The sequence below is a fragment of the Ruegeria sp. AB8 genome (assembly GCF_056542605.1).
Window position 1 is genome coordinate 1 of sequence record NZ_JBQGAB010000003.1, and the last position, 21069, is coordinate 21069.

Below are 21069 nucleotides of genomic sequence, written 5' to 3' on the forward strand. Positions count from 1 at the left end.
CCGGACCCCAGTCCAGCGGCTCTGTCTGCCGGATCGCCGGCGGGACGGTGGCGTCGATCAGCTCGTCCAGCGTCTTGAAGCCGATCACCTTCAGCATGTCGCGCATCTCGGTGGGCGACGGGCCGATGTGGCGGCGATTGGCGAAGTCATAGGCTTCGTAATCGGTCAGTTTGAAGGCCATTGCAGCGCTCCTCATGAAATGTCTCACCCAGCCGCTCTGGCAGGAGCCTCCGGCGTGGGGTAAGGGCCGTCCTGGAACCTGTCCGGGGACAGTTTCAGGCCCAAACGGGCGGAGCCCAAATCAGCGGCTCCGGGTGAAAGAAGGGGGCGGATCCCGTCGGAACCCGCCGTTTGCTCAGCCGATCAGGGCCTTGTAGCCGTCCAGATCCATCAGATCCTCCAGCTGCGAGGCATCCGCGATCTTGATCTTGTAGATCCACGCCTCGCCCTCGGGGTCGTCGTTCAGCGAACCGGGATTGTCCGCCAGCGCCTCGTTCACCTCGACAATCTCGCCATCCACCGGCGCATAAAGCTCGGACGCCGCCTTGACCGACTCGATCACTCCGATCTCGCCGCCCTTCTCAAACTCGTCACCCGCTTCCTGCTGCTCGACAAAAACAACATCGCCAAGCTGCTCAGCCGCATGAACCGTAATCCCCAGCGTCGCAACTTCTCCTTCAACTCGCAGCCACTCGTGCTCTTCAGAATAATACGTCGACATTCCTGTTCTCTCCTGACTTCAACGCTTGTAGTTTTGCAAAACAAACGGCAACGACACAATCTCAGATGGCTGAGGCGCAAACGTTGTTTTTGGCAGCAGTTGTATACCAGGATATACAACCGGCAATTCCCCTTTGGGAAACTTTTCTCCGTCAGGCAACGAATTTGCCCGAAGGCAGCGCGTTGACTGCATGTTCAAGTACATGCAGCCCCGCGATCAGATCATGTTCGGACGTATCTTCTGAGAAGTCATGACTAATCCCGTTGATCGACGGCACGAACAGCATAGCAACCGGCATCAGGCGGGACACATTGGTTGCATCATGCAACGCGCCAGACGGCATGGAACGCCAGCGGGATGGGGCAATTCTTTCCGCCCCCTGTTCCAGCGCCGCGCGGAGTTCCCGATCCATCGCCACGGGCTCCAGCCCCAGCAACGGCCCGAAGGTCAACGACATGTTCATCTGATCGGCGACCTCCTGCGCGGTCGCGCGGATGATCTGCTCCATCCGTTCCAGCCGGTCAGATGTACCGTCGCGCCATTGCATCGAGAAGCGAGCAAGCCCCGGCACGATGGACGACGCGTTGGGATGCATATCGACATGGCCAATGGTCCAGACCGTTTCGGGGGCAACCACATTCCGGAACCGGTCGTTGATCAGCGAATTGAACAGGGACACTGCCTGAAAGGCATCCCGACGCAGATGCATCGGTGTTGTGCCCGCATGATTCTGCTGTCCCTCAAAGGTGATTTTCATGTCGCGGATGCCAACGATGTCGGTCACGACACCGATCTGATCCCTGCTGGTGTCCAGCGCAGGCCCCTGTTCGATATGCATCTCGAGAAACCCGGTGAACCGACCGGGATCGACGAAGTTCTGAGCCAGACCACTCATCAAGGCGCGGGCCTCGGAAAATGCCGTGCCTTCATGATCGGTGAGAGCATCCGCTGCGGACAAAAGCAGCGTTCCCGACCACACGGCAGACCCGGTGGTCACGCCAAACCGCCCTTCTTCATCCTGAAAGCTGACGACCGAAATCGCGCGATCCGTTGCGCGCGCCACTTCAAGTGCCGCGATGACGCCCAGCGCACCATCCAGCCAACCACCTTCTTGCTGGCTGTCGGAATGCGACCCCATCAGCAGCGACGGACCGGCGGCCAACCCAAACAGGTTTCCGACCGGATCGAAATGCGGGCGCAGTCCGGCGTCTTCCATCCGACCGGCCAGCCAGCGGCGCGCCGCGATATCCGCGTCGGAATAGGCGGGCCTGACCACGCCCTTCCCAACACCCGCCGCCCCAAACGAGCGCAATTTGTGCAGATCGGCCAGAAACCGGTTTTCATCGACAGCCATGATTGCCCCCTTGTCACGATCAAACTTATGGGCCGCGCATTGACCTGCAAGTCTTCCGCTGCATCGGATCCGCGATTTTTCACTCCGGGCGGGTGCAACACCTCTGGCCCCGGCAATGAACCTGTCTTAAGACATGACGCCAAGAGGAACCACCATGTCACATATCACACTGGTTCGTCACGGACAGGCCAACACCTCTGCGCGTGATGAAAAAGACTATGACAAGCTCAGCGAGCTGGGCCATCAGCAGGCGCGGTGGCTTGGGGGGTACCTCAAGGAAACGCATACGCATCACACGCGGGCGTACTGTGGCACCCTGACCCGGCATGTGGAGACCGCTTCCAGCATGGAACTGCTCAACCCGGTGCGCGACGCGCGGCTGAACGAGATTGAATATTTCACAATCGCAAAGCTGTTCGAGGAACAGCATGGCGTGGCCGTTCCGACGGACCGGGAGGGTTTTGTCGAACACCTGCCCCGAACCTTTGCGGCCTGGGCAAGCGGCGATATCCGCAACACACCAGAGACCTTCGCTGAATTCGAAGCCCGGGTTTCGGCGGCATTGCGGGATATCGGAACCGAGGGTGGCCCGGCCATCGTTGTCACCTCGGGGGGACTGATTTCCATGGTCGTGCGGCAGGCGATGGGGCTGGACATACCTTCCATGGCTCGCGTGGCACTTGCCATAATGAACACGTCCATGCATCGTCTGCATCCGATCGGCCCGCAGCTCAGTACGGTTCTGTTCAATGCCGTGCCACATCTGGAAGCGCCCGACCGGCAGTTTGCCCAGACCCATCTGTAAGGAAACCGGAGGCCATCTGATGCAACTCTACTACGCGCCCCGCACGATTTCAGTCGCCGTCGCCATCGCGCTGGAGGAAGCGGGTTTGGAATACGAGGCCATACGTCTGGATTTTGCAGAAGCCGAGCAGACCAAACCGGCCTACAAGCAGATCAACCCCAAAGGACGCGTGCCGGCATTGGCCGTTGACGGCGGTATTCTGACCGAAACAGGCGCGCTGCTGGACTACATCGCGGCCAAAGCGCCCGAAGCCGGGCTGGTGCCTGACGACCCGGTCATGGCGGCCCGTATGCGCGAGGTGATGTACTATCTGGCCTCAACCATGCATGTGAACCACGCGCACAAGCTGCGCGGGCCGCGTTGGGCAGACAAGAAAACCAGCTGGAAGGATATGAAAGACAAGGTACCGCAGACGATGACCGCGTCCTGCGACTATATCTCGTCGAACGGTCTGCGCGGACCGTTTGTACTGGGCGAGGCGTTCTCGCTGGCTGATGCATATCTTTTTGTCGTCTGCAGCTGGCTTGAGGGCGACGGCGTGGACGTCTCGGCCTTTCCCAAGATTGTCGCCTTCCGCGAGGCGATGGAAGCACGCGCATCGGTTCAGGCGGTGCGCGCCGCCGGAATGCTCTGACAAAAGGACAACGAATGACACATCTCTGGGTCCGGGCAGAACAGCGCCCGAACGAAGAACGGGTCGGCCTGACCCCCGAAGGCGCCGCCGCGCTGCTTGCCGCAGGCATCCGCGTGACGGTCGAGGAAAGCCATGTCCGTGCGATCACGATCGACGGCTACAAGGACGCCGGGTGTGAGATCGCGGCCGAGAATTCATGGCCCGACGCCCCGCGGGACGCAATCATCTTCGGCCTCAAGGAACTGCCCGAGGATGGCACGCCCCTGCCGCATCGACACATCATGTTCGGCCACGCCTTTAAGGGCCAGCATTCTGGCCGCGCGCTGCTGGAGCGGTTCAAGACCGGTGGCGGCACGCTTTATGACCTGGAATATCTGGTCGACGAAAACGACCGCCGGGTTGCGGCTTTCGGGTACTGGGCCGGGTACGCAGGCGCGGCGGTGACGCTGAAGACGTGGGCCGCACAGCAGCGCGATGAGGTATGTCCGCCCGTGGGTGTCTATCCCAGCAAAGATGCGCTGAACGCGGAGCTTCTGGCCGAACTGGACGCGACCGGCACCGACCGCCCCCGCGCCATTGTCATCGGTGCCTTGGGGCGTGTCGGAACGGGCGCGGCTGATCTGTGCGAAGCCATGGGCGTTACAGTCACCAAATGGGACATGGCCGAAACCGCCAGCGGCGGACCCTTTCAGGAAATTCTCGACCATGACCTGTTCCTGAACTGCATCTTCGCCCGCCCCGGTACGCCCGTCTTCGTCCCGCGTGAGGCATTGACCGCAACTCGCAAGCTGACCGCCATCGGTGACGTGGCCTGCGACCCGGACAGCGACTACAACCCGGTTCCGGTATATGACCGGGCCACCACCTGGGACGCCCCCGCCCTGCGCGTGGCAAGTGATCCGGTGATGGATGTGATGGCGATCGACAACCTGCCGTCGATGCTGCCGGTTGAAAGTTCCGAAGACTACGCGGCGCAACTGCTGCCCTCTCTGCTGACCCTGACCAATCTGGAAAGTGGCGTCTGGGGCCGGGCGGAAGCAACCTACAAAACACATATCGAAGGGATCTGAGCGATGACGATTCACTGGTGTGGCACCGGCCTCTCGGCCATTCCCGGCCTGCGCCGCCTGTTCGAGGGCGGGCACAAGATCACTGTCTGGAACCGGACCATCGAAAAAGCCAAAGCCGAGGTCGGAGACCTGACGGATGACATCCGCGCTTTCGACATCGACGCACTTGGTGCGGTACTGGAAAAGGGCGACGTGATCGTGTCCATGCTGCCGGGCGACTGGCATGTGCCGCTGGCGGAGCTGGCGATTTCGAAAGGGGCGAATTTCGTCTCGTCGTCTTATATCGCGCCCGAAATGCGCGCGCTGGACGACAAGGCGCGCGAGGCCGGCGTGGCGCTGGTCAACGAGGTTGGTCTGGACCCGGGTATCGACCACCTGATGGCACATGCACTGGTCGATGAGTACCGCGCCTCGGATGCGTTCGATCCGCAGAACCACCTGAGCTTCATCTCGTATTGCGGCGGTATCCCGAAGAACCCCAACCCATTCCGTTACAAGTTCAGCTGGTCGCCGTTGGGTGTGCTCAAGGCGCTGCGCTCGCCCTCGAAATCGATCCGCGATTACGCCCCGCTGGATGTCACACGCCCATGGGATGCGATCAGCAGCTATATCGCGCCGCTTCCAGCGCCGGAAAGCTTTGAGGTTTACCCAAACCGCGACTCGATCCCTTTCATGGCGCAGTATCACTTCGAGGATCACTGGCCGGTCAAGGAATTCGTCCGCGGTACTCTGCGTCTGAACGGCTGGGCGGACGCGTGGTCGGACGTGTTCCGCGAAATCGAAACCCTGACCGGACCGGACGGCGATGCGCGGCTGAAAGAGATGTCCGATCAGTTCTGGGAAGAAAACGCCTATGACGACGGCGAACCCGACCGCGTGGTTCTGTGCGTCGGCCTGAAGGCCGAAAAAGACGGGGCCGAGGTCTGGCACAAAACCTACGTCATGGACGCCTGGGGCGATGAACGCGGCACTGCCATGGCCCGTCTGGTATCGATCCCGGTCTCACTGGCCGTCGAAGCCGTCCTGAACCGCGCCATTCCCGCTGGCGTTCATGCGGCGCCCAGCGATCCCAAACTGGTGGCGGCGTGGATGGGCGAAATCGACACGCTGGCGCAGCATTTGCAGATTGTGGATCACACAAGCTGAGCTTTTTCTCAGCGCGCAAGAAAACAGCCGCATCGGCGTGGCGATGCGGCTGTTCCGACATCCCGCTTTCAGATGTAAAGCTGGATCGTTTCATCAAGGTCAGACCGATTGATTCCAAGCTCGGACAGCTGGTTATCGGACAGACGGTTCAGTTCCTGAGCGGCCCGCACAATATCAGACCGAACAGCACGGATTTGCATGGCCCGGTCAAAAAGCAGCAATGCGCTGGCAATGGGGCGCTCCTGGTGTACTCCAATAGTATCTAACATCGTTTTGTTCCTTGAATTGCAGACAAAGATCGGTCCGTGTCGGGACGAACCAGCCTAGCGACGCAGTTCCACTGGGGACTGACCATAGACGCTTTGATAGGCGGATCGTGCGATCCGATGGCGCGGAATGCCGATGTCGTCCAATTGTCGGTCAGTCATTTTTTCCAGCGTTTGCATCGACTCAGCGACCTGCCGGCGACGCGCAAACTCATCTCTGAGCGCGCGATAATCTGAACTCAGACCGGCAAAGAAGCTGCGCTGCGGTCTGGCTGTGTGTACATGTGCCATCGCCTTCTCCTTCTCATCCGAACAACGTTTCTGGTCACAGTTCTGATAAAGGAGCGGAGTGTTAACGATGCCAAAACACCGGATTAATCCGAATTAATGTTCTGCTTGCGGGTCTTCGAAATCCAAAGCAGGATCAGACGACTCTGGCCCTGTTCGATGGTTCAGGCATATGGAGCCTACATCAGGTCATTCTCGACATCCTCGGCCGAAATCCCCAGCGCATCCAGCCCGTTTTCCAAATGATCAGACAGGTGCGGTGTGCCGATCAGGTAGTCGGCACAGGGGGTCGAGGCCTCGGATTTTGCGGTTGCGATGGCTTCGGCCAGATCTTCGGCAAAAAAGCTCTCGCGGCCGATCCACATGATCGCCACCAGCTCGGCCTGCTCGTCTTCGCTCATGCGGTCGACGAAAGCGCGCAGCTCTGCTTCGGCACGCCCCAGCTCGCGCCCCATCATTGCCACCTGGGCTACCTTTCTGGCCGAAATTTCCAGCATGTCCCATCTCCTTATGTTCGCGGGTTTCAGGCTATCACAATCACGACGCAACGGCCGCGTCTTTGATCTTACGCAAACGTCGCCTGCTCTGAGGGAATCTTACATGCGGGGGCGCGACACCGGCTGCTCTGGCACCGGTGCGGTTCGAAAGGGTCGGAACGTGGCCTTCTTGATCCACAGCTTCAAAGCCTGCCATAGGATCAGGGCAAATCCCCGGCGCGCCCCAAAGGGGCGACGGACAAGCGCCGTCAGGATTGAGCGGTTGGTTAACGGTGCCCGCAACCCGGTCAGGGTTGCCACCAATCCGCCATCCTTCCGGGAGTAGTCGATCATGACGCCAACTCGGTCCGGTCGGAAGTCAAACCGGAAGCTGTACGTCCCTTCGATCTTCTGAAACGGAGAAACATGCATCTTCTTGTCCGCCACTATTCGATCTTCGGGCCGGATCGGCGACAGGTCGGGCTTATGACAAAGATAGCTGTGCCGCGTGCCATAGGTATTCGTCACTTCGGCGATCACTGCGAAAAGTTGCGCGTCCGGGTCAAGGCAAAGCCAGAAGCTGACCGGGTTGAACACGTGCCCCAGTACGCGCGGTTGCGTCAGCAGCAAGATTCGAGACGGCGAGGGCAAGCCCATCTCCTCAAGCCTGCTGCGCAGCCAGTTCACTCCCTGCCCTTCACCTGGGCTGCCACCATGATCGCGGTCGCGCCAGTTCATCACGTTGGCACGCCGAAAGGAGAACAGAGATGGTGTTTCCGGCAGGTTTTCGGGGTCGAACAGAATGAAATCGACCGAATACCGAAACGCGTTCTCAATCTCACCTTTCCGGCTGTGATAGATGTGCCCCGCGATATGGTCGATTTTGTTCATGCGGCTACGGGTTCCTGTCAGACTACCAATAATGCAATTTCTGCAAACTTAATGCGCTGATTTCAGTTTTGTTACGGCCAGATGGGCAAATCGGATCAAAAAATGCAGGGCTAAATGATCCGGCTTTGGCGCTGCCACGTAATGTGGTTATGTTTACCGAGATCGACACCGCGACGCTCGACGATCCTGCGCCCCCAAGTGGCGCGGGCCAGCCTTGGGTCGCAAAGAAACGCATCAAGGGTAAACAATTGAACGGAAAGCAAAAGAAGTGCGGTGTCAGGTCCGAATGGGTTGATCACGTCAAGCGCATACGTGACACGCAGGATCAGGCGGCTTTTGCCGAGCTGTTCCGGCATTTTGCACCACGTATCAAGGCGTTCCTGATCAAGTCCGGTGCCGATGGCACCACCGCTGAAGAATGCGCGCAGGAGGTGATGGCAACTTTGTGGCACAAGGCGCATCTTTTCGATCCGACCCGCGCCACTGTGGCAACCTGGGTGTTCACGATTGCAAGGAACAAGCGGATCGACATCCTGCGCAAACAACGCCGCCCCGAACCCGAGGATCTGGGCTGGGGACCCGAAGCCGAACCGGATCAAACCGAGGTTGTTGCCCTGCAACAGGAAACCGACCAATTGCGGGTTGCTATGAAGGCTCTGCCCGAAGCGCAGCGCCAACTGATCGAAAAAGCATATTTCGGCGATCTGAGTCACCGCGAAATCGCGTCGGAAACCGGATTGCCGCTGGGAACAATCAAATCACGAATTAGACTGGCGCTGGATCGCCTGCGCCATGCGATGAACTGAGAAAACGATGACAGAAGCCATTAAACATCACCTGACCGACGACCTGCTGATGGCCTATGCAGCAGGAACGCTGCCCGAGGCATTCGATCTGATGGTCGCAACGCATTTGTCACTGTGCGACCGCTGCCGGGCCGTGGCTGAAAGCTACAACATCATTGGTGGCGAGGTTTTGGAGGATCAGGTCGAGATGCCCGCAATGGGCGAGGATTCTTTGGCGGCGACCATGGCCTTGATTTCCCAGGGCGCGCCGACGCCCAAGCCGGCACAGCCAGCCTGCTCCGTTCTGCCCGCGCCCTTGCAGGATTACGTCGGTGGCGATGTGAACGCGATCCGCTGGAGGCCGATTGGCATGGGCGTCAAGCAAGCGATTCTGCCGACGACACGCGAGTCAACGGCCCGGTTGCTGTTTATCCCTGCAGGGTCTGCCGTACCGGATCACAGCCACCATGGAACAGAACTGACCATGGTGTTGCAGGGCGCGTTTTCGGATGAGGTCGACCACTTTGCGCGTGGTGATGTCGAAATCGCCGATCAGGACCTGCATCACATGCCGGTGGCCGACATCTCGGCCGACTGCATCTGTCTGGCGGTGACGGACGCGCCCCTGAAATTCACCAAACTGATGCCGCGCCTGTTCCAGCCATTCCTGCGGATCTGACCCGCGCGATCAGGCCTCGGTCTTGCCCAAGGGCACAACGTTGGCGTGATCGTCCGGGGACAGTTCCTCAAAATCGAAATTGTCCAGACGTTGTGCCCGGCGTCCCGCCTTTTCAGCGCTGATCTTGATGTCCGAGATGTCTTTGGCGGCCTGCCCGAAATGCCGGTCCAGATTGGCCACGCGATCGCCCAGCCTTTCGACATCCTTGTGCAGCATGCCCAACTCCCGGCGGATCGCGCCAGCCTGTTCGCGCATCCGGGCGTCCTTGAGGATCGCGCGCATCGTGTTCAGCGTTGCCATGCAGGTCGTGGGTGAAACGATCCAGACACGTGCCGCGAACCCTTCGCGGACCACTTCGGGCAGGCGCGCGTGCAATTCGGCATAGATGGCTTCGGACGGAACAAACATAAGCGCACCGTCGGCTGTTTCACCGTCCAGAATGTACTTCTCGGAAATAGTCCTGATGTGCACCTTCACCGCCGCACCAAAGGCCTTCAGGCATCTGTCCACTTCGGCCCGAGTCTGGGCAGCGGCCAGCGCTTCGAAATCTTCCAGCGGAAACTTTGCGTCAATTACGATGGGGCCGGGCGGGTTGGGCAGGTGGATCAGGCAATCCGCCCGTTTGCCGTTCGAAAGGGTGGCCTGCAACGAATAGCTGTCGGTCGGCAGCGCCTTGGACACGATGTCGTTCAGTTGGATTTCCCCGAACATCCCGCGCCGCTGTTTGTTGGAAAGAATATCCTGCAAGGACAGCACATCCCCTGACAATTTGGTGATGTTGTCCTGCGCCTTGTCGATGGCGGCCAGCCTTTCCTGCAATTGGGTCAGCGAGGTCGCGGTCTGTTTCGACGACCCGTGCAGCGATTCCTTCATCCGTTCCTGCATCTCGGCCAGGGCGCGGGCCGATTTCATCGCGTTGTCCGCCAGCCGGTCGTTCATCTGCTGCTGGACCGAAGACAGGCGCGCCTCGACCGTCTGGATCACCTGAACCTGCGCATTGGCCTGCGTGTCCGACACGTGCTGCAGCCCGCCACGCAGCTGCTCCTGCCCTTGCCCCAACTGCTGCACATGCTGGCCCAGATGCGCCATCTGCCGCGCCAGCGGTTCCGCCATCCGGGCTGAGCGGTTGGCCGCACGAAGCGACAGGAACAACAGCAGCAAGATCAGCGCAACCACTCCACCCACGATCAGAATCAATGGGTCGTTCAACGCGTATTGGGTACCTGCAATCTCGATCATGCTGCCTCGGATGTTCTTGTTTTATTCCCCTTAGCCTGTCTTGGGCGCAGGATCAACTGCGCCCGAACAGGCGTTCGATATCGCTCAGCTTCAATTCGACATAGGTGGGTCGACCGTGGTTGCACTGGCCGGAATGTGGAGTGGCCTCCATCTCGCGCAGCAGAGCATTCATTTCTTCGGCCCGCATCCGGCGGCCTGACCGGACGGAACCATGGCAGGCCACCCGGCTGAGGATCGCCTCGATCCGCGCCTGTACCTTCTGGCTTTCGCCCTGATCGGTCAGCTCATCCAGGATATCCAGGATCATCGCCCTGGCATCGACCTCACCCAGAATGGCCGGGGTTTCGCGAACGGCGATTGCGCCGCCTCCAAAGGGTTCGATCGTCAGGCCGAAGCGGGACAGATCTTCGGCCACCGCCATCAGACGCGAACAATCCCCTTCGGACATTTCAACGATTTCGGGGATCAGTAAGGCCTGCGCGGCAACGCCATTTGCGGCCATCTGGTTTTTCAGCTTTTCATAGACCAGCCGTTCATGCGCTGCGTGCTGATCAACGATCACCATGCCATCGGCGGTCTGGGCAATGATGTAATTCTCATGCACCTGCCCGCGCGCCGCACCCAGCGGCAGGTCCTGTGCAGGCGGTTCTTCCACCGTCGCAATCGCGGACGCCAAAGGCGCCGCGTCAACAATGCTTCCGCTGTAGTCGTTTGCCAGTTCGGCAAAGCCCGGGGCCTGCGCCCGGTAGGCCGCCTGATGTGCGGCTGGTGAAGGGCGGTCCATCTGGTAGACCCGCGCCGGCGCCGGATGCGCCGGTTCCGGCCGCATCGCACCCAAAGTGGCATTGGCCACGGTCGAGGACGCACGGTGTCCGGCATCGGCCAGCGCATGACGCAGGGCGGACACGATCAACCCGCGTGCAAGACCCGGGTCGCGGAACCGCACTTCGGATTTGGCGGGATGGACGTTCACATCCACCAGCGTCGGATCACAATCGATGAACAGTGCTGCTGCCGGGTGGCGGTCTCGGCTGAGGAAATCGAAATAGGCTGCCCGCAACGCGCCGGTCAGCATCTTGTCGCGAACGGGTCGCCCATTCACGAACAGGTACTGCGCCACCGCTGCCCCCCGGGAATAGGTCGGCAACGCGGCGTAACCGTAAAGCCGGATGCCCTCGCGCGTGGCATCGATCTGCAACGCGTTCTCGGCAAACTCGCGCCCGATCACGCGGGACAGACGGGCGTGCAGGGCGTCAAACAGATCGCCGTTCTCGCGGTCGGCGCGGAAGGTTACGCGCCCCTCTCCCCCGCCCGAGACGTCGCGCAGGGTGAAAGTGACCGAGGGCTCGGCCATGGCCAAACGTTTGACCATATCGGTGATCGCCTGTGCCTCGGCCCGGTCGGTGCGCATGAACTTCAGGCGCGCAGGTGTCGCAAAGAACAAGTCGCGCAACTCGACAACAGTGCCCGCACGCAGGGCCGCCGGTTTAACCGGCTCTATCTTCCCGCCCGACACATGGACCTGTGCCGCATCCGCCCCCGGCACGCGGCTTGTGATGGTCAGGCGGCCAACGGCACCCAAAGACGGCAGTGCCTCACCCCGAAAGCCGAAGGTGTGGATGTTCAGCAGATCCGTCCCATCTATCTTTGACGTCGCATGGCGGGACAAGGCCAGCGGCAGATCCTCGGGCGCGATGCCGCAGCCATCGTCTGTGACTCGAATCAGCGTCTTGCCGCCATCAGCGATATCTATGGCGATCCGCGTCGCCCCCGCGTCAATGGCGTTTTCGACCAGTTCCTTAACCGCCGAGGCAGGTCGCTCCACCACTTCACCCGCGGCGATACGATTTATCGCCGCGTCGTCAAGTTGACGGATTTTGGGGCGATTTTCGCCGATATTGCGGTATGCCTGCGCCATACCACCAGACCTAGCACAATCACGAGCGATTCTGCCACCGATTTGAAACCTGTATTTCGGGAAACGAGGGGGCGTTCGGACAATTGTATCGCGCCGGTCTGATAGCGGCGTCATGATCACAATTGCCCGAACGTTCTTTGGTGAGTGGTGGTCGTTCGAAGTTCAATTGACCCGTCCCTAGCACGGGACCTGATGAATTTCGCGTTAACTCTGAATGCGCATTCACTTGGGCAGGTTTTGGCCGAGACGTCACGTCAACGGTTGGCGGGAAAGCGCCGCTTCAGGCAGCCGCAGGTGCCCCGGCACGGGTCCGGCACGGGCCGAATACGGCGGCCAACGCCAGTATCAGACCTGACATGGTCGCAATCATCCCTGCCGCGCTGACCGCATCCGCACCGCCCAGCCACAGTGGCCCGTACCCGGCCAGTATGTAGCCGGAAACGGCGGACAGTACGGCGAACAGAACACTCCATGCGATCTGGGTTTCCAGCCGGTTTGTCATCATCCGCGCCGCGGCAGGCGGGCAGATGAACATCGCGATCACGATGATTGACCCTACCGCGTCAAACGCCGCAACCGCTGCGACCGCCGCCACGATCACAAGCGCCATACCCAAGGCACCCGTTCTTATGCCCATCGTGCGCGCGAACCCTTCGTCGAAGGTCGAGATCTTGAGCGGTCGCCAGAACAGCCAGGTGAACAGAACCACACCGGCCAGCGTCAGGGCGATGCGCGGCAGTTCCGGCGGCAGGCCTGCCAGCGCCGTAGCGTCCAGCAGCGAGGCCCAGCCCGTGGCGTCCAGCCAGATCAGGCTTTCCAGGTTGCCGTAAAGCGCATGCTCTACGTCCAGATGCACGGTCGAGGTGTCCGTCTGTTCCAGCAACAGCACACCTGCGGCGAACATGGTGGTGAAGACCACGCCCATCGCTGCGCCGGGTTCAATCTGACCAAGACGCCGTATTGCCTCGATCATCACCACGGCGACAACCGCAGCACCCGCTGCGCCCAGCATCATCGGCCAGGTCGAAATCGCTCCGGTCAGCAGAAAGGCCACAACGATACCGGGCAGCACCACATGGCTGATGGCATCCCCGATCAGCGCCTGCTTGCGCAGCACAAGAAAGTTGCCGGGCAGGGCGCATGCAATCGCCGCAAACGTTCCGATCAGCAATGGCGTCAGGGATAAGGGAACGAATTCTTCACCGCTCATGGCATGACCTCCTGCGGGCCACCGATGCGGCGGTCGATTTCAGTGATCTGATCGCGGGTCAGAACAGATTCGATGTCGCGCAACCCGTCATAAAGTGCCGCCGTTGCCTCATGCGCCTGATCGGCGCGCACGATCTCCCACCGTTTTTCATCGCGCAGGGCTTTGGCGGCGCGCGCCTTGCCCGCCTCAGTCGCCACGCCATCGGCCCGCACAAGGCCGGCCCGGCGCAGCAACCGCAAGGTCAACGGCTCGTATATCTTCTGCCCCTGCGCCATTGCCAGCAAACCCTGACGGATATGAACGCGACGCTGGAACCTCAGGTGGCGCAAAATCGCGGCCAGAACGCCGCGAACCGGCGCAAAAAGCAGCGACAGGGCAAAAAAGCCAAAGCTGACCAGCACGATGATTGGCCCCGTCGGCAGATTGGGGGCCGAGGCTGAAATCCCAGCACCCAGATACCCAGCCATCCCACCGGTCAACCCGGCCAGCAGGACGACCCGGTCCGACCGGTCGGACCAGAACCGCGCAGTCACGGGCGGGATGATCAGCAGGGCGACGATCAGGATCAGCCCAACGATTTTCAGGCCCACAACCGTGACGGCCATGACCAGCCCCATCATGGCCAGATCGACCCGGTGCACCGGCACGCCTCGGGCGGCCGCGTATTCCGGATCAAAGGCCACCATCATCATGGGGCGGCGTATGATCATCACCAGCAGCAGCGTAACCGCCCCGCCCATGGCGATGATCAGTGCGTCAGCCCAAAGCATCCCTGCGGTCGAGCCCAGCAGGAACCCCTCCAACCCGGCCTGACGGCCTACACCCATGGTCTGGATCACGGTCAGCAGCACGATCCCCATCCCGAAGAACACGGACAGGACGGCGCCAATGGCGGCATCCTCGGCCAGACGGGTGTGCCGGGTCAGCCAGTTCATGCACAGCAGACCCACCCAGGCAGACACAGCGGAGCCCGCCAGCAGGCCAATCAGGTTGCGCCCGTCGCCGCCCAGCGCAACCAGCGCCATGAAGGCCAGGCACACGCCCGGAAGGGTCGCATGGCTGATCGCATCGCTTACCAACGCGCGTTTGCGCAGAAACAAGAAGGTTCCAGCCACACCAGCGGACACGCCCAGCAAGCTGGCACCGATGGCGACCAGCGTGGCGTTATAGCCAAGCTGCAGGGTCAGGGCGTCCCAAAACATGATTTACCCCAGCGCGCGGGAAATCTGGTCGATCTGGGCGGTTGCCAGACGACCTCCATAGGCGGATTGCAGGGTTTCGGCCGTAAAGGCCTGCGCCACGGGGCCTTCAGCAACCTTACGGGTGTTGATCAGGAAGACATGGTCGAAATAGTCGGTCACGGTGGCCAGATCATGATGCACGACCACGACAGTCTTGCCGGCTTCTTTCAGTGATTTCAGAACCGCGATGATAGCTTTTTCGGTAGCTGCGTCGACACCGGCAAAGGGTTCGTCCAGAAGATACAGATCGGCATCCTGCGCCAGCGCGCGGGCCAGAAACACACGTTGCTGCTGCCCGCCGGACAACTGGCCGATTTGACGATCGGCGAAATCGCGCATACCGACGCGGTGCAGGCAGTCCATCGCCCGCGACATATGCCGCGCACGTACGCGGCCCAGCAGCCCAAGTTCGCGCGACAGCCCCATCAGCACCACATCAATCACGCGGGTCGGAAAATCCCAATCCACGCTGGCGCGCTGCGGCACATAGGCAATACGAGCGCGCTGTTTCTCAAGCGGCTGACCATAGACCGTGACTTGCCCCGACAAAGGCGACACGATCCCCAGAGCTGCCTTGAGAAGGGTCGACTTACCAGCGCCGTTCGGCCCGATAATCGCCGTCATCGCCCCCGGCTGGACTGTCATGTCCACCGAAAACACCGCCGGTTTCTGACCATAAGAAACGGTCAGTCCGCGAATGGCCAGCGGGCTGTCTCCGGCGCTTTGGTCGGTCACTGAAACACCCTGATTTGCGGCCAGTTCAAGCATTGCCTCAGAACCCCGCCGACAATTTGCCGTTCATGCCGCGCGCAGGCACATCGGCCCCAAGCGCCCCGGCAATAACCGTAATGTTGTGATCCAGCATGCCGATATAGGTACCCTCATACGTGCCCGGTTCGCCCATGGCATCCGAATACAGCTCGCCACCTACGCCCACTTCGTGGCCCTTGGAAGCGGCGCCTTCGATCAATGCACGCATCGAGCGGTCGGAGACCGAGCTTTCCACGAAAACTGCGGTCAATTGCTTCTCGACCAGCGCATCCACCAGCTCTCCGATCCGGTTCAGACCGGCCTCGGACTGGGTCGAAATGCCTTGTATACCCATCACTTCATAGCCGTACTCGGCCCCGAAATAGCCAAAGGCATCATGCGCGGTGACAAGTACACGGTTGTTTTCCGGGACAGACGCCAGGGCCTGACCGGCATAGGCTTCGAGCTGTTCGAGTTCGGCCAGATGCGCCTGTGCGTTGGCGGCAAAGATGCCCGCTGCTTCGGGGCGCGCCTCGGTCAGCGCTTTCTGCACTTCGATCACAACATCACGCCACAGGGCCGGGCTCATCCACACATGCGGGTCGTATTTGTCGGCATAATCGTCATGCGCACGCAACTTGGCTTTGTCGACTCCTTCGGCAACGGCAACGACGGTGCGCTTGCGGCCAAGGTCATGAAAGAAATCTTCCATCTGCGCTTCAAGGTACAGACCGTGCCATAGAATAAGGTCGGCGCGGGTCATCGCAACGATGTCGCTGCGAGTCTGGCGATATGCATGCGGGTCGACGCCGGGGCCCATGAGGCCCTTAACTTCGACCTGATCACCCCCGACCTGACGGGCGGCATCGGCAATCATGCCGGTAGTGGCGACCACCTTCAGCGGCGCTTCGGCCAAGGCGGACAAAGGCAGAATGGCGACCACGGCCAGTACTGCAAGAAAGCTGCGACGAATCATATTCAGCCCCAAAATGGCATCCTCTTGAGAATGAATATGCGAACCATTCGCAACTAAGTCAATGCTATTGCGAATTACTCGCAAGAAAACGCCTTTTTTTGTCCAAATGGTCAAAAAATTTGAGCTGAGAGCAGCCGAACACCTTCCCTTTCACCGCGTCCCGTGCGATTTTGGCGCAAACCTCCCAAAGGACGTGATGATGGATACGCAGAGCTCAGAAAGCCCCGTGCGCACCGCGCATCTGCCGCAAGTGACAGAACCCAGAAACCCCGGCATGGAACTGGACATGGACTGGGTTCGTGCCGTTCAGGCCAACACCTCGGCGATTGAGCGCCGCGCGGCGACGCTGCCCGGCCGCCGTTCAGTCAAAAAGGAATATCAAGCGGCCTGGCTGCTCAAGGCGATTACCATGATCGACCTGACGACCCTGTCCGGCGACGACACCGTTGGCCGCGTGCGTCGCCTGTGCGCCAAGGCCCGGCAGCCTGTGGCACCTTCAGTTCTGCAAGCGCTGGATATGCCGCCGATCACCACAGGGGCGGTTTGTGTCTATCACGACATGATCGAAACTGCCGTGGACGCACTTGAAGGCACCGGTATCCCGGTCGCTGCTGTATCCACTGGCTTCCCCGCCGGTTTGTCACCCTTCCACCTGCGCGTGGCCGAGATTGAAGAAAGCGTGAAGGCTGGTGCCGAAGAAATCGACATCGTGATCTCGCGCCGTCACGTGCTGTCGGGCGACTGGCAGGCGCTGTACGAGGAAATGAAGGCCTTCCGCGTGGCTTGTGGCGATGCACATGTCAAAGCCATCCTTGCAACCGGAGAACTGGGCAGCCTGCGCAATGTCGCGCGCGCCTCGCTGGTCTGCATGATGGCCGGGGCGGACTTCATCAAGACCTCGACCGGGAAAGAAAGCGTCAACGCCACTTTACCCGTGTCGCTGGTGATGATCCGCGCGATCCGTGACTACTATGACCGCACAGGCTATCGGGTTGGCTACAAGCCTGCGGGCGGAATTTCGAAGGCCAAAGATGCGCTGGTGTACCTGGCGTTGATCAAGGATGAACTGGGCGACCGCTGGCTGCAGCCCGATCTGTTCCGCTTTGGCGCGTCATCGTTGCTGGGCGATATCGAACGGCAGTTGGAGCACTATGTCACCGGGGCGTACTCGGCTGGCTACCGTCACTCCATGGGCTGAGGACAAGAACATGGCAACTAAAGCAGACCTGCAAACCTGGATACTAGAAGCATTGTCACATTTGAAGGGCGAGGGCAGCGTATCCCAGATTGCAAAAGCTATCTGGGACCAACATGAACGCGAGCTTAGGGCATCTGGCGACTTGTTCTATACGTGGCAATACGACATGCGCTGGGCCGGCCAGCGACTACAAAAAGCTGGAAAGCTAGAAAAGCTCTCAAGAAGTTGGGTCTTGAAATGACAGTCAAAGAGATTTTCGAAACCATGGATTACGGCCCTGCCCCAGAAAGCGCAGCCGAGGCGCTGGCCTGGCTGGTCGATCAGGGCGACAAGTTCGGTCACTATATCGATGGCGCCTTCACCAAGCCCGGCAAGGGCTTTGACAGCCGCAATCCAGCCACCGGAGAGGTGCTGGCCAGGCTGACGCAGGCCAAACAGGCAGACGTGGACGCCGCTGTTGCTGCCGCACGCGCGGCGCAGCCGAAATGGGAGAAACTGGGTGGCGCTGGACGTGCGCGGTATCTCTATGCCATTGCACGGCTTTTGCAGAAACATTCGCGCCTGTTTGCGGTTCTGGAGAGCCTGGACAACGGAAAGCCGGTCCGCGAGTCGCGCGATATCGATATCCCTCTGGCGCAGCGGCATTTCTATTACCACGCGGGCATGGCGCAGCTGATGGAGAGCGAATTGCCCGGTGCCGAGGCGTTGGGGGTTTGCGGCCAGATCATTCCGTGGAACTTTCCCCTGCTGATGCTGGCGTGGAAAATCGCTCCGGCGCTGGCCATGGGCAACACGGTGGTTTTGAAACCGGCCGAATACACCTCGCTGACTGCGCTGCTGTTTGCCGATATCTGTTCGCAGGCGGGTCTGCCGAAAGGCGTGGTCAACATCGTCACCGGTGATGGTGCAGTGGGCGAGATGATCGTGGCGTCGGACGTTGACAAGATCGCATTTACCGGCTCGACCGTCGTTGGCCGCCGGATCCGGGAAGCGACAGCTGGATCGGGCAAGAAACTGACGTTGGAACTGGGCGGAAAGTCCGCCTACATCGTGTTTGACGACGCCGATATCGACAGCGCCATCGAAGGTCTGGTTGACGCGATCTGGTTCAATCAGGGTCAGGTGTGTTGTGCAGGCTCGCGCCTGTTGGTGCAGGAAGGCATTGCCGACCGTTTCCACGACAAGCTGCGCGCGCGCATGGACGGCTTGCGCATTGGCAACCCGCTGGACAAATGCATCGACGTGGGTGCCGTTGTGGACCCGGTTCAGTTGCAGACCATCAAGGGCATGGTCGAAAGCAACACGGCTGGTCAAGTGCATCAGGCCGCTTGCGAGATGCCCGCGATCGGCTGCTTCTATCCTCCGACGCTGATCTCGGGGCTGGAGACATCCGATCCGCTGATGCAGGAAGAGATCTTTGGACCGGTGCTGGTGTCCTCGACCTTCCGCACGCCGGAAGAGGCGGTCGAGCTGGCCAACAACACCCGCTACGGGCTGGCCGCGACGGTTTGGACCGAAAATGTGAACCTCGCACTGGACATCGCGCCCAAGCTGGTTGCGGGTGTGGTCTGGGTGAATGCCACCAACCTGTTCGACGCCGCCGCAGGCTTTGGCGGCGTACGCGAAAGCGGCTTTGGCCGTGAAGGCGGTTGGGAAGGTCTTGCGGCCTACACCAGGCCCAAGGGCAAGACCAAGCCGCTGGCGAAGGTTGAAGCTGCGATGGGCGAAGGTGCTCCGGTCGATCCGATTGACCGCACCGCCAAGATGTATGTGGGCGGCAAGCAGGCGCGCCCCGATGGGGGTTATTCGAAACCCGTCTGGGGCAAGTCCGGACTGCTGGGTCATGTCGGCCTTGCAAACCGCAAAGACGTTCGCAACGCCGTTGAAGCTGCAGCGGGGGCCAAAGGCTGGTCCAAGACCACCGGCCATCTGCGCGCACAGATCCTTTATTATATTGGCGAGAACCTCTCGGCCCGTACTGATGAGTTCGCCGCTCGTATCGACGCCATGACCGGCAAGAAGGACGGCGCCAAAGAGGTAGACGCCTCGATCCAGCGCCTGTTCACTGCCGCTGCCTGGGCCGACAAGTATGACGGTCAGGTGCACGGCGTTCCGATCCGCGGCGTGGCGATTGCCATGAAAGAGTCCGTGGGTGTCATCGGCGCGCTGTGCGCGGACGAAGCACCTTTGCTGGGTTTGGTTTCAGTGATGGCCCCGGCCATTGCGATGGGCAACCGGACAGTTCTGGTAGCATCGGAGCCTTATCCTTTGGCGGCGACGGATTTTTACCAGATCCTCGAAACCTCGGACGTGCCCGCTGGTGTGGTCAACATCCTGACCGGCAGCCACGCGGAACTGGCGAAACCGCTGGCCTCGCATCTGAACGTCGATGCGGTCTGGTCGTTCTCTTCCACCGACCTGTCGAAAGAGATCGAGGTGGTCTCGGCCGGGAACCTGAAACGGACCTGGGTCAATAACGCGACGGCATTTGACTGGAGCATGGACCATTCCCGCCGCTTCCTGCAGGCTGCCACGGAAGTGAAGAACATCTGGGTGCCTTACGGCGAGTAGGGCTCCCGCATCTCGGGAGGCCTACATGGACTTTTCAGGAAAGACCGTCATCGTAATCGGCGGAACCAGCGGTATCAACCGGGGCATTGCCGAGGCCTTTGCGGCCTCGGGTGCCAAACTGGCCGTTGCCAGCCGTTCACAGGAGAAGGTCGATGATACGGTTGCCGCACTGAAAGCTGCGGGCGCACAGGATGCCGTCGGTGCGGCGTTTGACGTGCGTGACCCTGAGGCTGTGGCTGAGGGCCTCAAGCAATTCCACGAGGCATTTGGAGATTTCGACGTTCTGGTGTCGGGCGCGGCGGGCAATTTTCCCGCCTTGGCGGCCGAGATGTCGGTCAATGCGTTCAAGACCGTGATCGATATTGATCTGATGGGCACGATCCACGTGATGAAGGGGGCCTATCCTTACCTCAAGCGCCCCGGGGCCAGCATCATCAACATCTCGGCCCCGCAATCCTATCTGCCTTACGAAGGTCAGGCGCATGTCTGCGCCGCCAAGGCGGGGGTGGATCAGATCACCCGCACATTGTCGATGGAATGGGGTGTCGAGGGCATCCGCGTGAACTCGGTCGTGCCCGGATTCATCGAAGGCACCGAAGGGGCCAAACGACTGGCCCCCACCAAAAACGCCCACGAAGAGCTTCGCAAGGACGTGCCCTTGGGCCGCTGGGGACAGCCGAAGGATGTGGCCAATGCCTGTCTGTTCCTCAGCTCTGATCTGGCCAGCTATATCAGCGGCACGGTTCTGGCCGTTGACGGAGCGCTGTACCAGCGTGGGTCGGGTAAGTTCGGACAGATGATGGGTGAGATGTTGCGGAATATGAAAAAGGGCTGAGCTTTGCTCAGCCCCT

Annotated in this window: 23 protein-coding genes; 10 read left to right on the top strand and 13 right to left on the bottom strand. The window is 60.6% G+C overall.

Translation table 11 applies throughout. The features are described from left to right. From ACR0CG_RS03840 to ACR0CG_RS03850, 3 genes are all read right to left on the bottom strand, one after another. A partial coding sequence (locus ACR0CG_RS03840) for a hypothetical protein (RefSeq protein ID WP_480522916.1) occupies positions 1-181 on the bottom strand: 181 nt, incomplete at its 3' end. A gap of 174 nt (positions 182-355) precedes the next feature. Beyond that, on the bottom strand, positions 356-721 hold the full coding sequence (gene gcvH / locus ACR0CG_RS03845; RefSeq protein WP_170613943.1) for a glycine cleavage system protein GcvH: 366 nt from the start codon (positions 719-721) through the stop codon (positions 356-358). Between the two features lie 151 nt (positions 722-872). Then, positions 873-2075: a Zn-dependent hydrolase gene (locus tag ACR0CG_RS03850; RefSeq protein ID WP_480522917.1), complete on the bottom strand. Its 1203-nt coding sequence runs from the start codon at positions 2073-2075 to the stop codon at positions 873-875. 154 nt (positions 2076-2229) lie between these two features. Here ACR0CG_RS03850 and ACR0CG_RS03855 point away from each other — a divergent pair, with 154 nt between their 5' ends. The 4 genes from ACR0CG_RS03855 to ACR0CG_RS03870 are packed head-to-tail and all read left to right on the top strand — an operon-like array spanning position 2230 to position 5730. Then, the gene (locus tag ACR0CG_RS03855) at positions 2230-2880 is read left to right on the top strand and encodes a histidine phosphatase family protein (protein WP_480522918.1); all 651 of its coding nucleotides are present in this window, start codon (positions 2230-2232) and stop codon (positions 2878-2880) included. A gap of 19 nt (positions 2881-2899) precedes the next feature. Continuing rightward, positions 2900-3514, top strand: coding sequence for a glutathione S-transferase family protein (locus ACR0CG_RS03860; protein WP_480522919.1), 615 nt, complete (start codon positions 2900-2902; stop codon positions 3512-3514). Positions 3515-3528: 14 nt separating this feature from the next. Then, entirely contained in the window at positions 3529-4584 is a 1056-nt protein-coding gene (locus tag ACR0CG_RS03865; RefSeq protein ID WP_480522920.1) for a saccharopine dehydrogenase, read from the top strand. A 3-nt stretch (positions 4585-4587) separates the two neighbouring features. Then, a complete protein-coding gene (locus ACR0CG_RS03870; protein ID WP_480522921.1) occupies positions 4588-5730 on the top strand; it encodes a saccharopine dehydrogenase family protein in 1143 nt (380 codons plus the stop codon). A gap of 68 nt (positions 5731-5798) precedes the next feature. Here ACR0CG_RS03870 and ACR0CG_RS03875 read toward each other — a convergent pair whose 3' ends face one another. From ACR0CG_RS03875 to ACR0CG_RS03890, 4 genes are all read right to left on the bottom strand, one after another. Continuing rightward, positions 5799-5999, bottom strand: coding sequence for a DUF1127 domain-containing protein (locus tag ACR0CG_RS03875; protein WP_170613123.1), 201 nt, complete (start codon positions 5997-5999; stop codon positions 5799-5801). 54 nt (positions 6000-6053) lie between these two features. Further along, the gene (locus ACR0CG_RS03880; protein WP_170806978.1) at positions 6054-6287 is read right to left on the bottom strand and encodes a YjiS-like domain-containing protein; all 234 of its coding nucleotides are present in this window, start codon (positions 6285-6287) and stop codon (positions 6054-6056) included. A 176-nt stretch (positions 6288-6463) separates the two neighbouring features. After that, positions 6464-6781 carry a DUF3775 domain-containing protein gene (locus ACR0CG_RS03885; protein WP_170613119.1) on the bottom strand — a complete coding sequence of 106 codons (318 nt, stop codon included), beginning with the start codon at positions 6779-6781 and terminating at the stop codon, positions 6464-6466. Between the two features lie 99 nt (positions 6782-6880). Beyond that, positions 6881-7651: a DUF1365 domain-containing protein gene (locus ACR0CG_RS03890; RefSeq protein WP_480522922.1), complete on the bottom strand. Its 771-nt coding sequence runs from the start codon at positions 7649-7651 to the stop codon at positions 6881-6883. A 149-nt stretch (positions 7652-7800) separates the two neighbouring features. On the opposite strand from ACR0CG_RS03890, the gene ACR0CG_RS03895 reads away from it, so the two are divergent. Both ACR0CG_RS03895 and ACR0CG_RS03900 read left to right on the top strand, forming a co-directional pair. Further along, positions 7801-8457: a sigma-70 family RNA polymerase sigma factor gene (locus ACR0CG_RS03895; RefSeq protein WP_480523168.1), complete on the top strand. Its 657-nt coding sequence runs from the start codon at positions 7801-7803 to the stop codon at positions 8455-8457. 7 nt (positions 8458-8464) lie between these two features. Continuing rightward, on the top strand, positions 8465-9115 hold the full coding sequence (locus ACR0CG_RS03900; RefSeq protein ID WP_480522923.1) for a ChrR family anti-sigma-E factor: 651 nt from the start codon (positions 8465-8467) through the stop codon (positions 9113-9115). Positions 9116-9124: 9 nt separating this feature from the next. Here the strand turns inward: ACR0CG_RS03900 and ACR0CG_RS03905 are convergent, their stop codons facing one another. The 6 genes from ACR0CG_RS03905 to ACR0CG_RS03930 form a co-directional block, all read right to left on the bottom strand. Continuing rightward, positions 9125-10354: a DNA recombination protein RmuC gene (locus tag ACR0CG_RS03905; protein ID WP_170613113.1), complete on the bottom strand. Its 1230-nt coding sequence runs from the start codon at positions 10352-10354 to the stop codon at positions 9125-9127. Between the two features lie 52 nt (positions 10355-10406). After that, on the bottom strand, positions 10407-12272 hold the full coding sequence (gene mutL / locus ACR0CG_RS03910) for a DNA mismatch repair endonuclease MutL (protein WP_480522924.1): 1866 nt from the start codon (positions 12270-12272) through the stop codon (positions 10407-10409). 280 nt (positions 12273-12552) lie between these two features. After that, positions 12553-13482, bottom strand: coding sequence for a metal ABC transporter permease (locus ACR0CG_RS03915; protein ID WP_480522925.1), 930 nt, complete (start codon positions 13480-13482; stop codon positions 12553-12555). Then, the gene (locus tag ACR0CG_RS03920; protein ID WP_480522926.1) at positions 13479-14684 is read right to left on the bottom strand and encodes a metal ABC transporter permease; all 1206 of its coding nucleotides are present in this window, start codon (positions 14682-14684) and stop codon (positions 13479-13481) included. Before ACR0CG_RS03920 ends, ACR0CG_RS03915 begins: the two co-directional genes overlap by 4 nt. A gap of 3 nt (positions 14685-14687) precedes the next feature. Further along, the gene (locus ACR0CG_RS03925; RefSeq protein WP_321249758.1) at positions 14688-15491 is read right to left on the bottom strand and encodes a metal ABC transporter ATP-binding protein; all 804 of its coding nucleotides are present in this window, start codon (positions 15489-15491) and stop codon (positions 14688-14690) included. Positions 15492-15495: 4 nt separating this feature from the next. Next, positions 15496-16449, bottom strand: a complete 954-nt coding sequence (locus tag ACR0CG_RS03930) for a metal ABC transporter solute-binding protein, Zn/Mn family (protein ID WP_480522927.1) — start codon at positions 16447-16449, stop codon at positions 15496-15498. A 199-nt stretch (positions 16450-16648) separates the two neighbouring features. Here ACR0CG_RS03930 and deoC point away from each other — a divergent pair, with 199 nt between their 5' ends. The 4 genes from deoC to ACR0CG_RS03950 are packed head-to-tail and all read left to right on the top strand — an operon-like array spanning position 16649 to position 21053. Continuing rightward, entirely contained in the window at positions 16649-17647 is a 999-nt protein-coding gene (deoC, locus tag ACR0CG_RS03935) for a deoxyribose-phosphate aldolase (protein WP_480522928.1), read from the top strand. A 10-nt stretch (positions 17648-17657) separates the two neighbouring features. Next, entirely contained in the window at positions 17658-17888 is a 231-nt protein-coding gene (locus ACR0CG_RS03940; RefSeq protein WP_480522929.1) for a hypothetical protein, read from the top strand. Then, positions 17885-20218, top strand: a complete 2334-nt coding sequence (locus ACR0CG_RS03945) for an aldehyde dehydrogenase family protein (RefSeq protein WP_480522930.1) — start codon at positions 17885-17887, stop codon at positions 20216-20218. The genes ACR0CG_RS03940 and ACR0CG_RS03945 overlap by 4 nt, the downstream gene beginning before the upstream one ends. Positions 20219-20243: 25 nt before the next feature. Continuing rightward, positions 20244-21053 (top strand): SDR family oxidoreductase, encoded by an 810-nt coding sequence (locus ACR0CG_RS03950; RefSeq protein WP_480522931.1) that lies wholly within the window; start codon positions 20244-20246, stop codon positions 21051-21053. The last annotated feature ends 16 nt before the right edge of the window (positions 21054-21069 follow it).

Coding starts and splice junctions, on each gene's coding strand:
- gcvH (WP_170613943.1), bottom strand. CDS start 721: ATGTCGACGTATTATTCTGAAGAGCACGAGTGGCTGCGAGTTGAAGGA.
- ACR0CG_RS03850 (WP_480522917.1), bottom strand. CDS start 2,075: ATGGCTGTCGATGAAAACCGGTTTCTGGCCGATCTGCACAAATTGCGC.
- ACR0CG_RS03855 (WP_480522918.1), top strand. CDS start 2,230: ATGTCACATATCACACTGGTTCGTCACGGACAGGCCAACACCTCTGCG.
- ACR0CG_RS03860 (WP_480522919.1), top strand. CDS start 2,900: ATGCAACTCTACTACGCGCCCCGCACGATTTCAGTCGCCGTCGCCATC.
- ACR0CG_RS03865 (WP_480522920.1), top strand. CDS start 3,529: ATGACACATCTCTGGGTCCGGGCAGAACAGCGCCCGAACGAAGAACGG.
- ACR0CG_RS03870 (WP_480522921.1), top strand. CDS start 4,588: ATGACGATTCACTGGTGTGGCACCGGCCTCTCGGCCATTCCCGGCCTG.
- ACR0CG_RS03875 (WP_170613123.1), bottom strand. CDS start 5,999: ATGTTAGATACTATTGGAGTACACCAGGAGCGCCCCATTGCCAGCGCA.
- ACR0CG_RS03880 (WP_170806978.1), bottom strand. CDS start 6,287: ATGGCACATGTACACACAGCCAGACCGCAGCGCAGCTTCTTTGCCGGT.
- ACR0CG_RS03885 (WP_170613119.1), bottom strand. CDS start 6,781: ATGCTGGAAATTTCGGCCAGAAAGGTAGCCCAGGTGGCAATGATGGGG.
- ACR0CG_RS03890 (WP_480522922.1), bottom strand. CDS start 7,651: ATGAACAAAATCGACCATATCGCGGGGCACATCTATCACAGCCGGAAA.
- ACR0CG_RS03895 (WP_480523168.1), top strand. CDS start 7,801: ATGTTTACCGAGATCGACACCGCGACGCTCGACGATCCTGCGCCCCCA.
- ACR0CG_RS03900 (WP_480522923.1), top strand. CDS start 8,465: ATGACAGAAGCCATTAAACATCACCTGACCGACGACCTGCTGATGGCC.
- ACR0CG_RS03905 (WP_170613113.1), bottom strand. CDS start 10,354: ATGATCGAGATTGCAGGTACCCAATACGCGTTGAACGACCCATTGATT.
- mutL (WP_480522924.1), bottom strand. CDS start 12,272: ATGGCGCAGGCATACCGCAATATCGGCGAAAATCGCCCCAAAATCCGT.
- ACR0CG_RS03915 (WP_480522925.1), bottom strand. CDS start 13,482: ATGAGCGGTGAAGAATTCGTTCCCTTATCCCTGACGCCATTGCTGATC.
- ACR0CG_RS03920 (WP_480522926.1), bottom strand. CDS start 14,684: ATGTTTTGGGACGCCCTGACCCTGCAGCTTGGCTATAACGCCACGCTG.
- ACR0CG_RS03925 (WP_321249758.1), bottom strand. CDS start 15,491: ATGCTTGAACTGGCCGCAAATCAGGGTGTTTCAGTGACCGACCAAAGC.
- ACR0CG_RS03930 (WP_480522927.1), bottom strand. CDS start 16,449: ATGATTCGTCGCAGCTTTCTTGCAGTACTGGCCGTGGTCGCCATTCTG.
- deoC (WP_480522928.1), top strand. CDS start 16,649: ATGGATACGCAGAGCTCAGAAAGCCCCGTGCGCACCGCGCATCTGCCG.
- ACR0CG_RS03940 (WP_480522929.1), top strand. CDS start 17,658: ATGGCAACTAAAGCAGACCTGCAAACCTGGATACTAGAAGCATTGTCA.
- ACR0CG_RS03945 (WP_480522930.1), top strand. CDS start 17,885: ATGACAGTCAAAGAGATTTTCGAAACCATGGATTACGGCCCTGCCCCA.
- ACR0CG_RS03950 (WP_480522931.1), top strand. CDS start 20,244: ATGGACTTTTCAGGAAAGACCGTCATCGTAATCGGCGGAACCAGCGGT.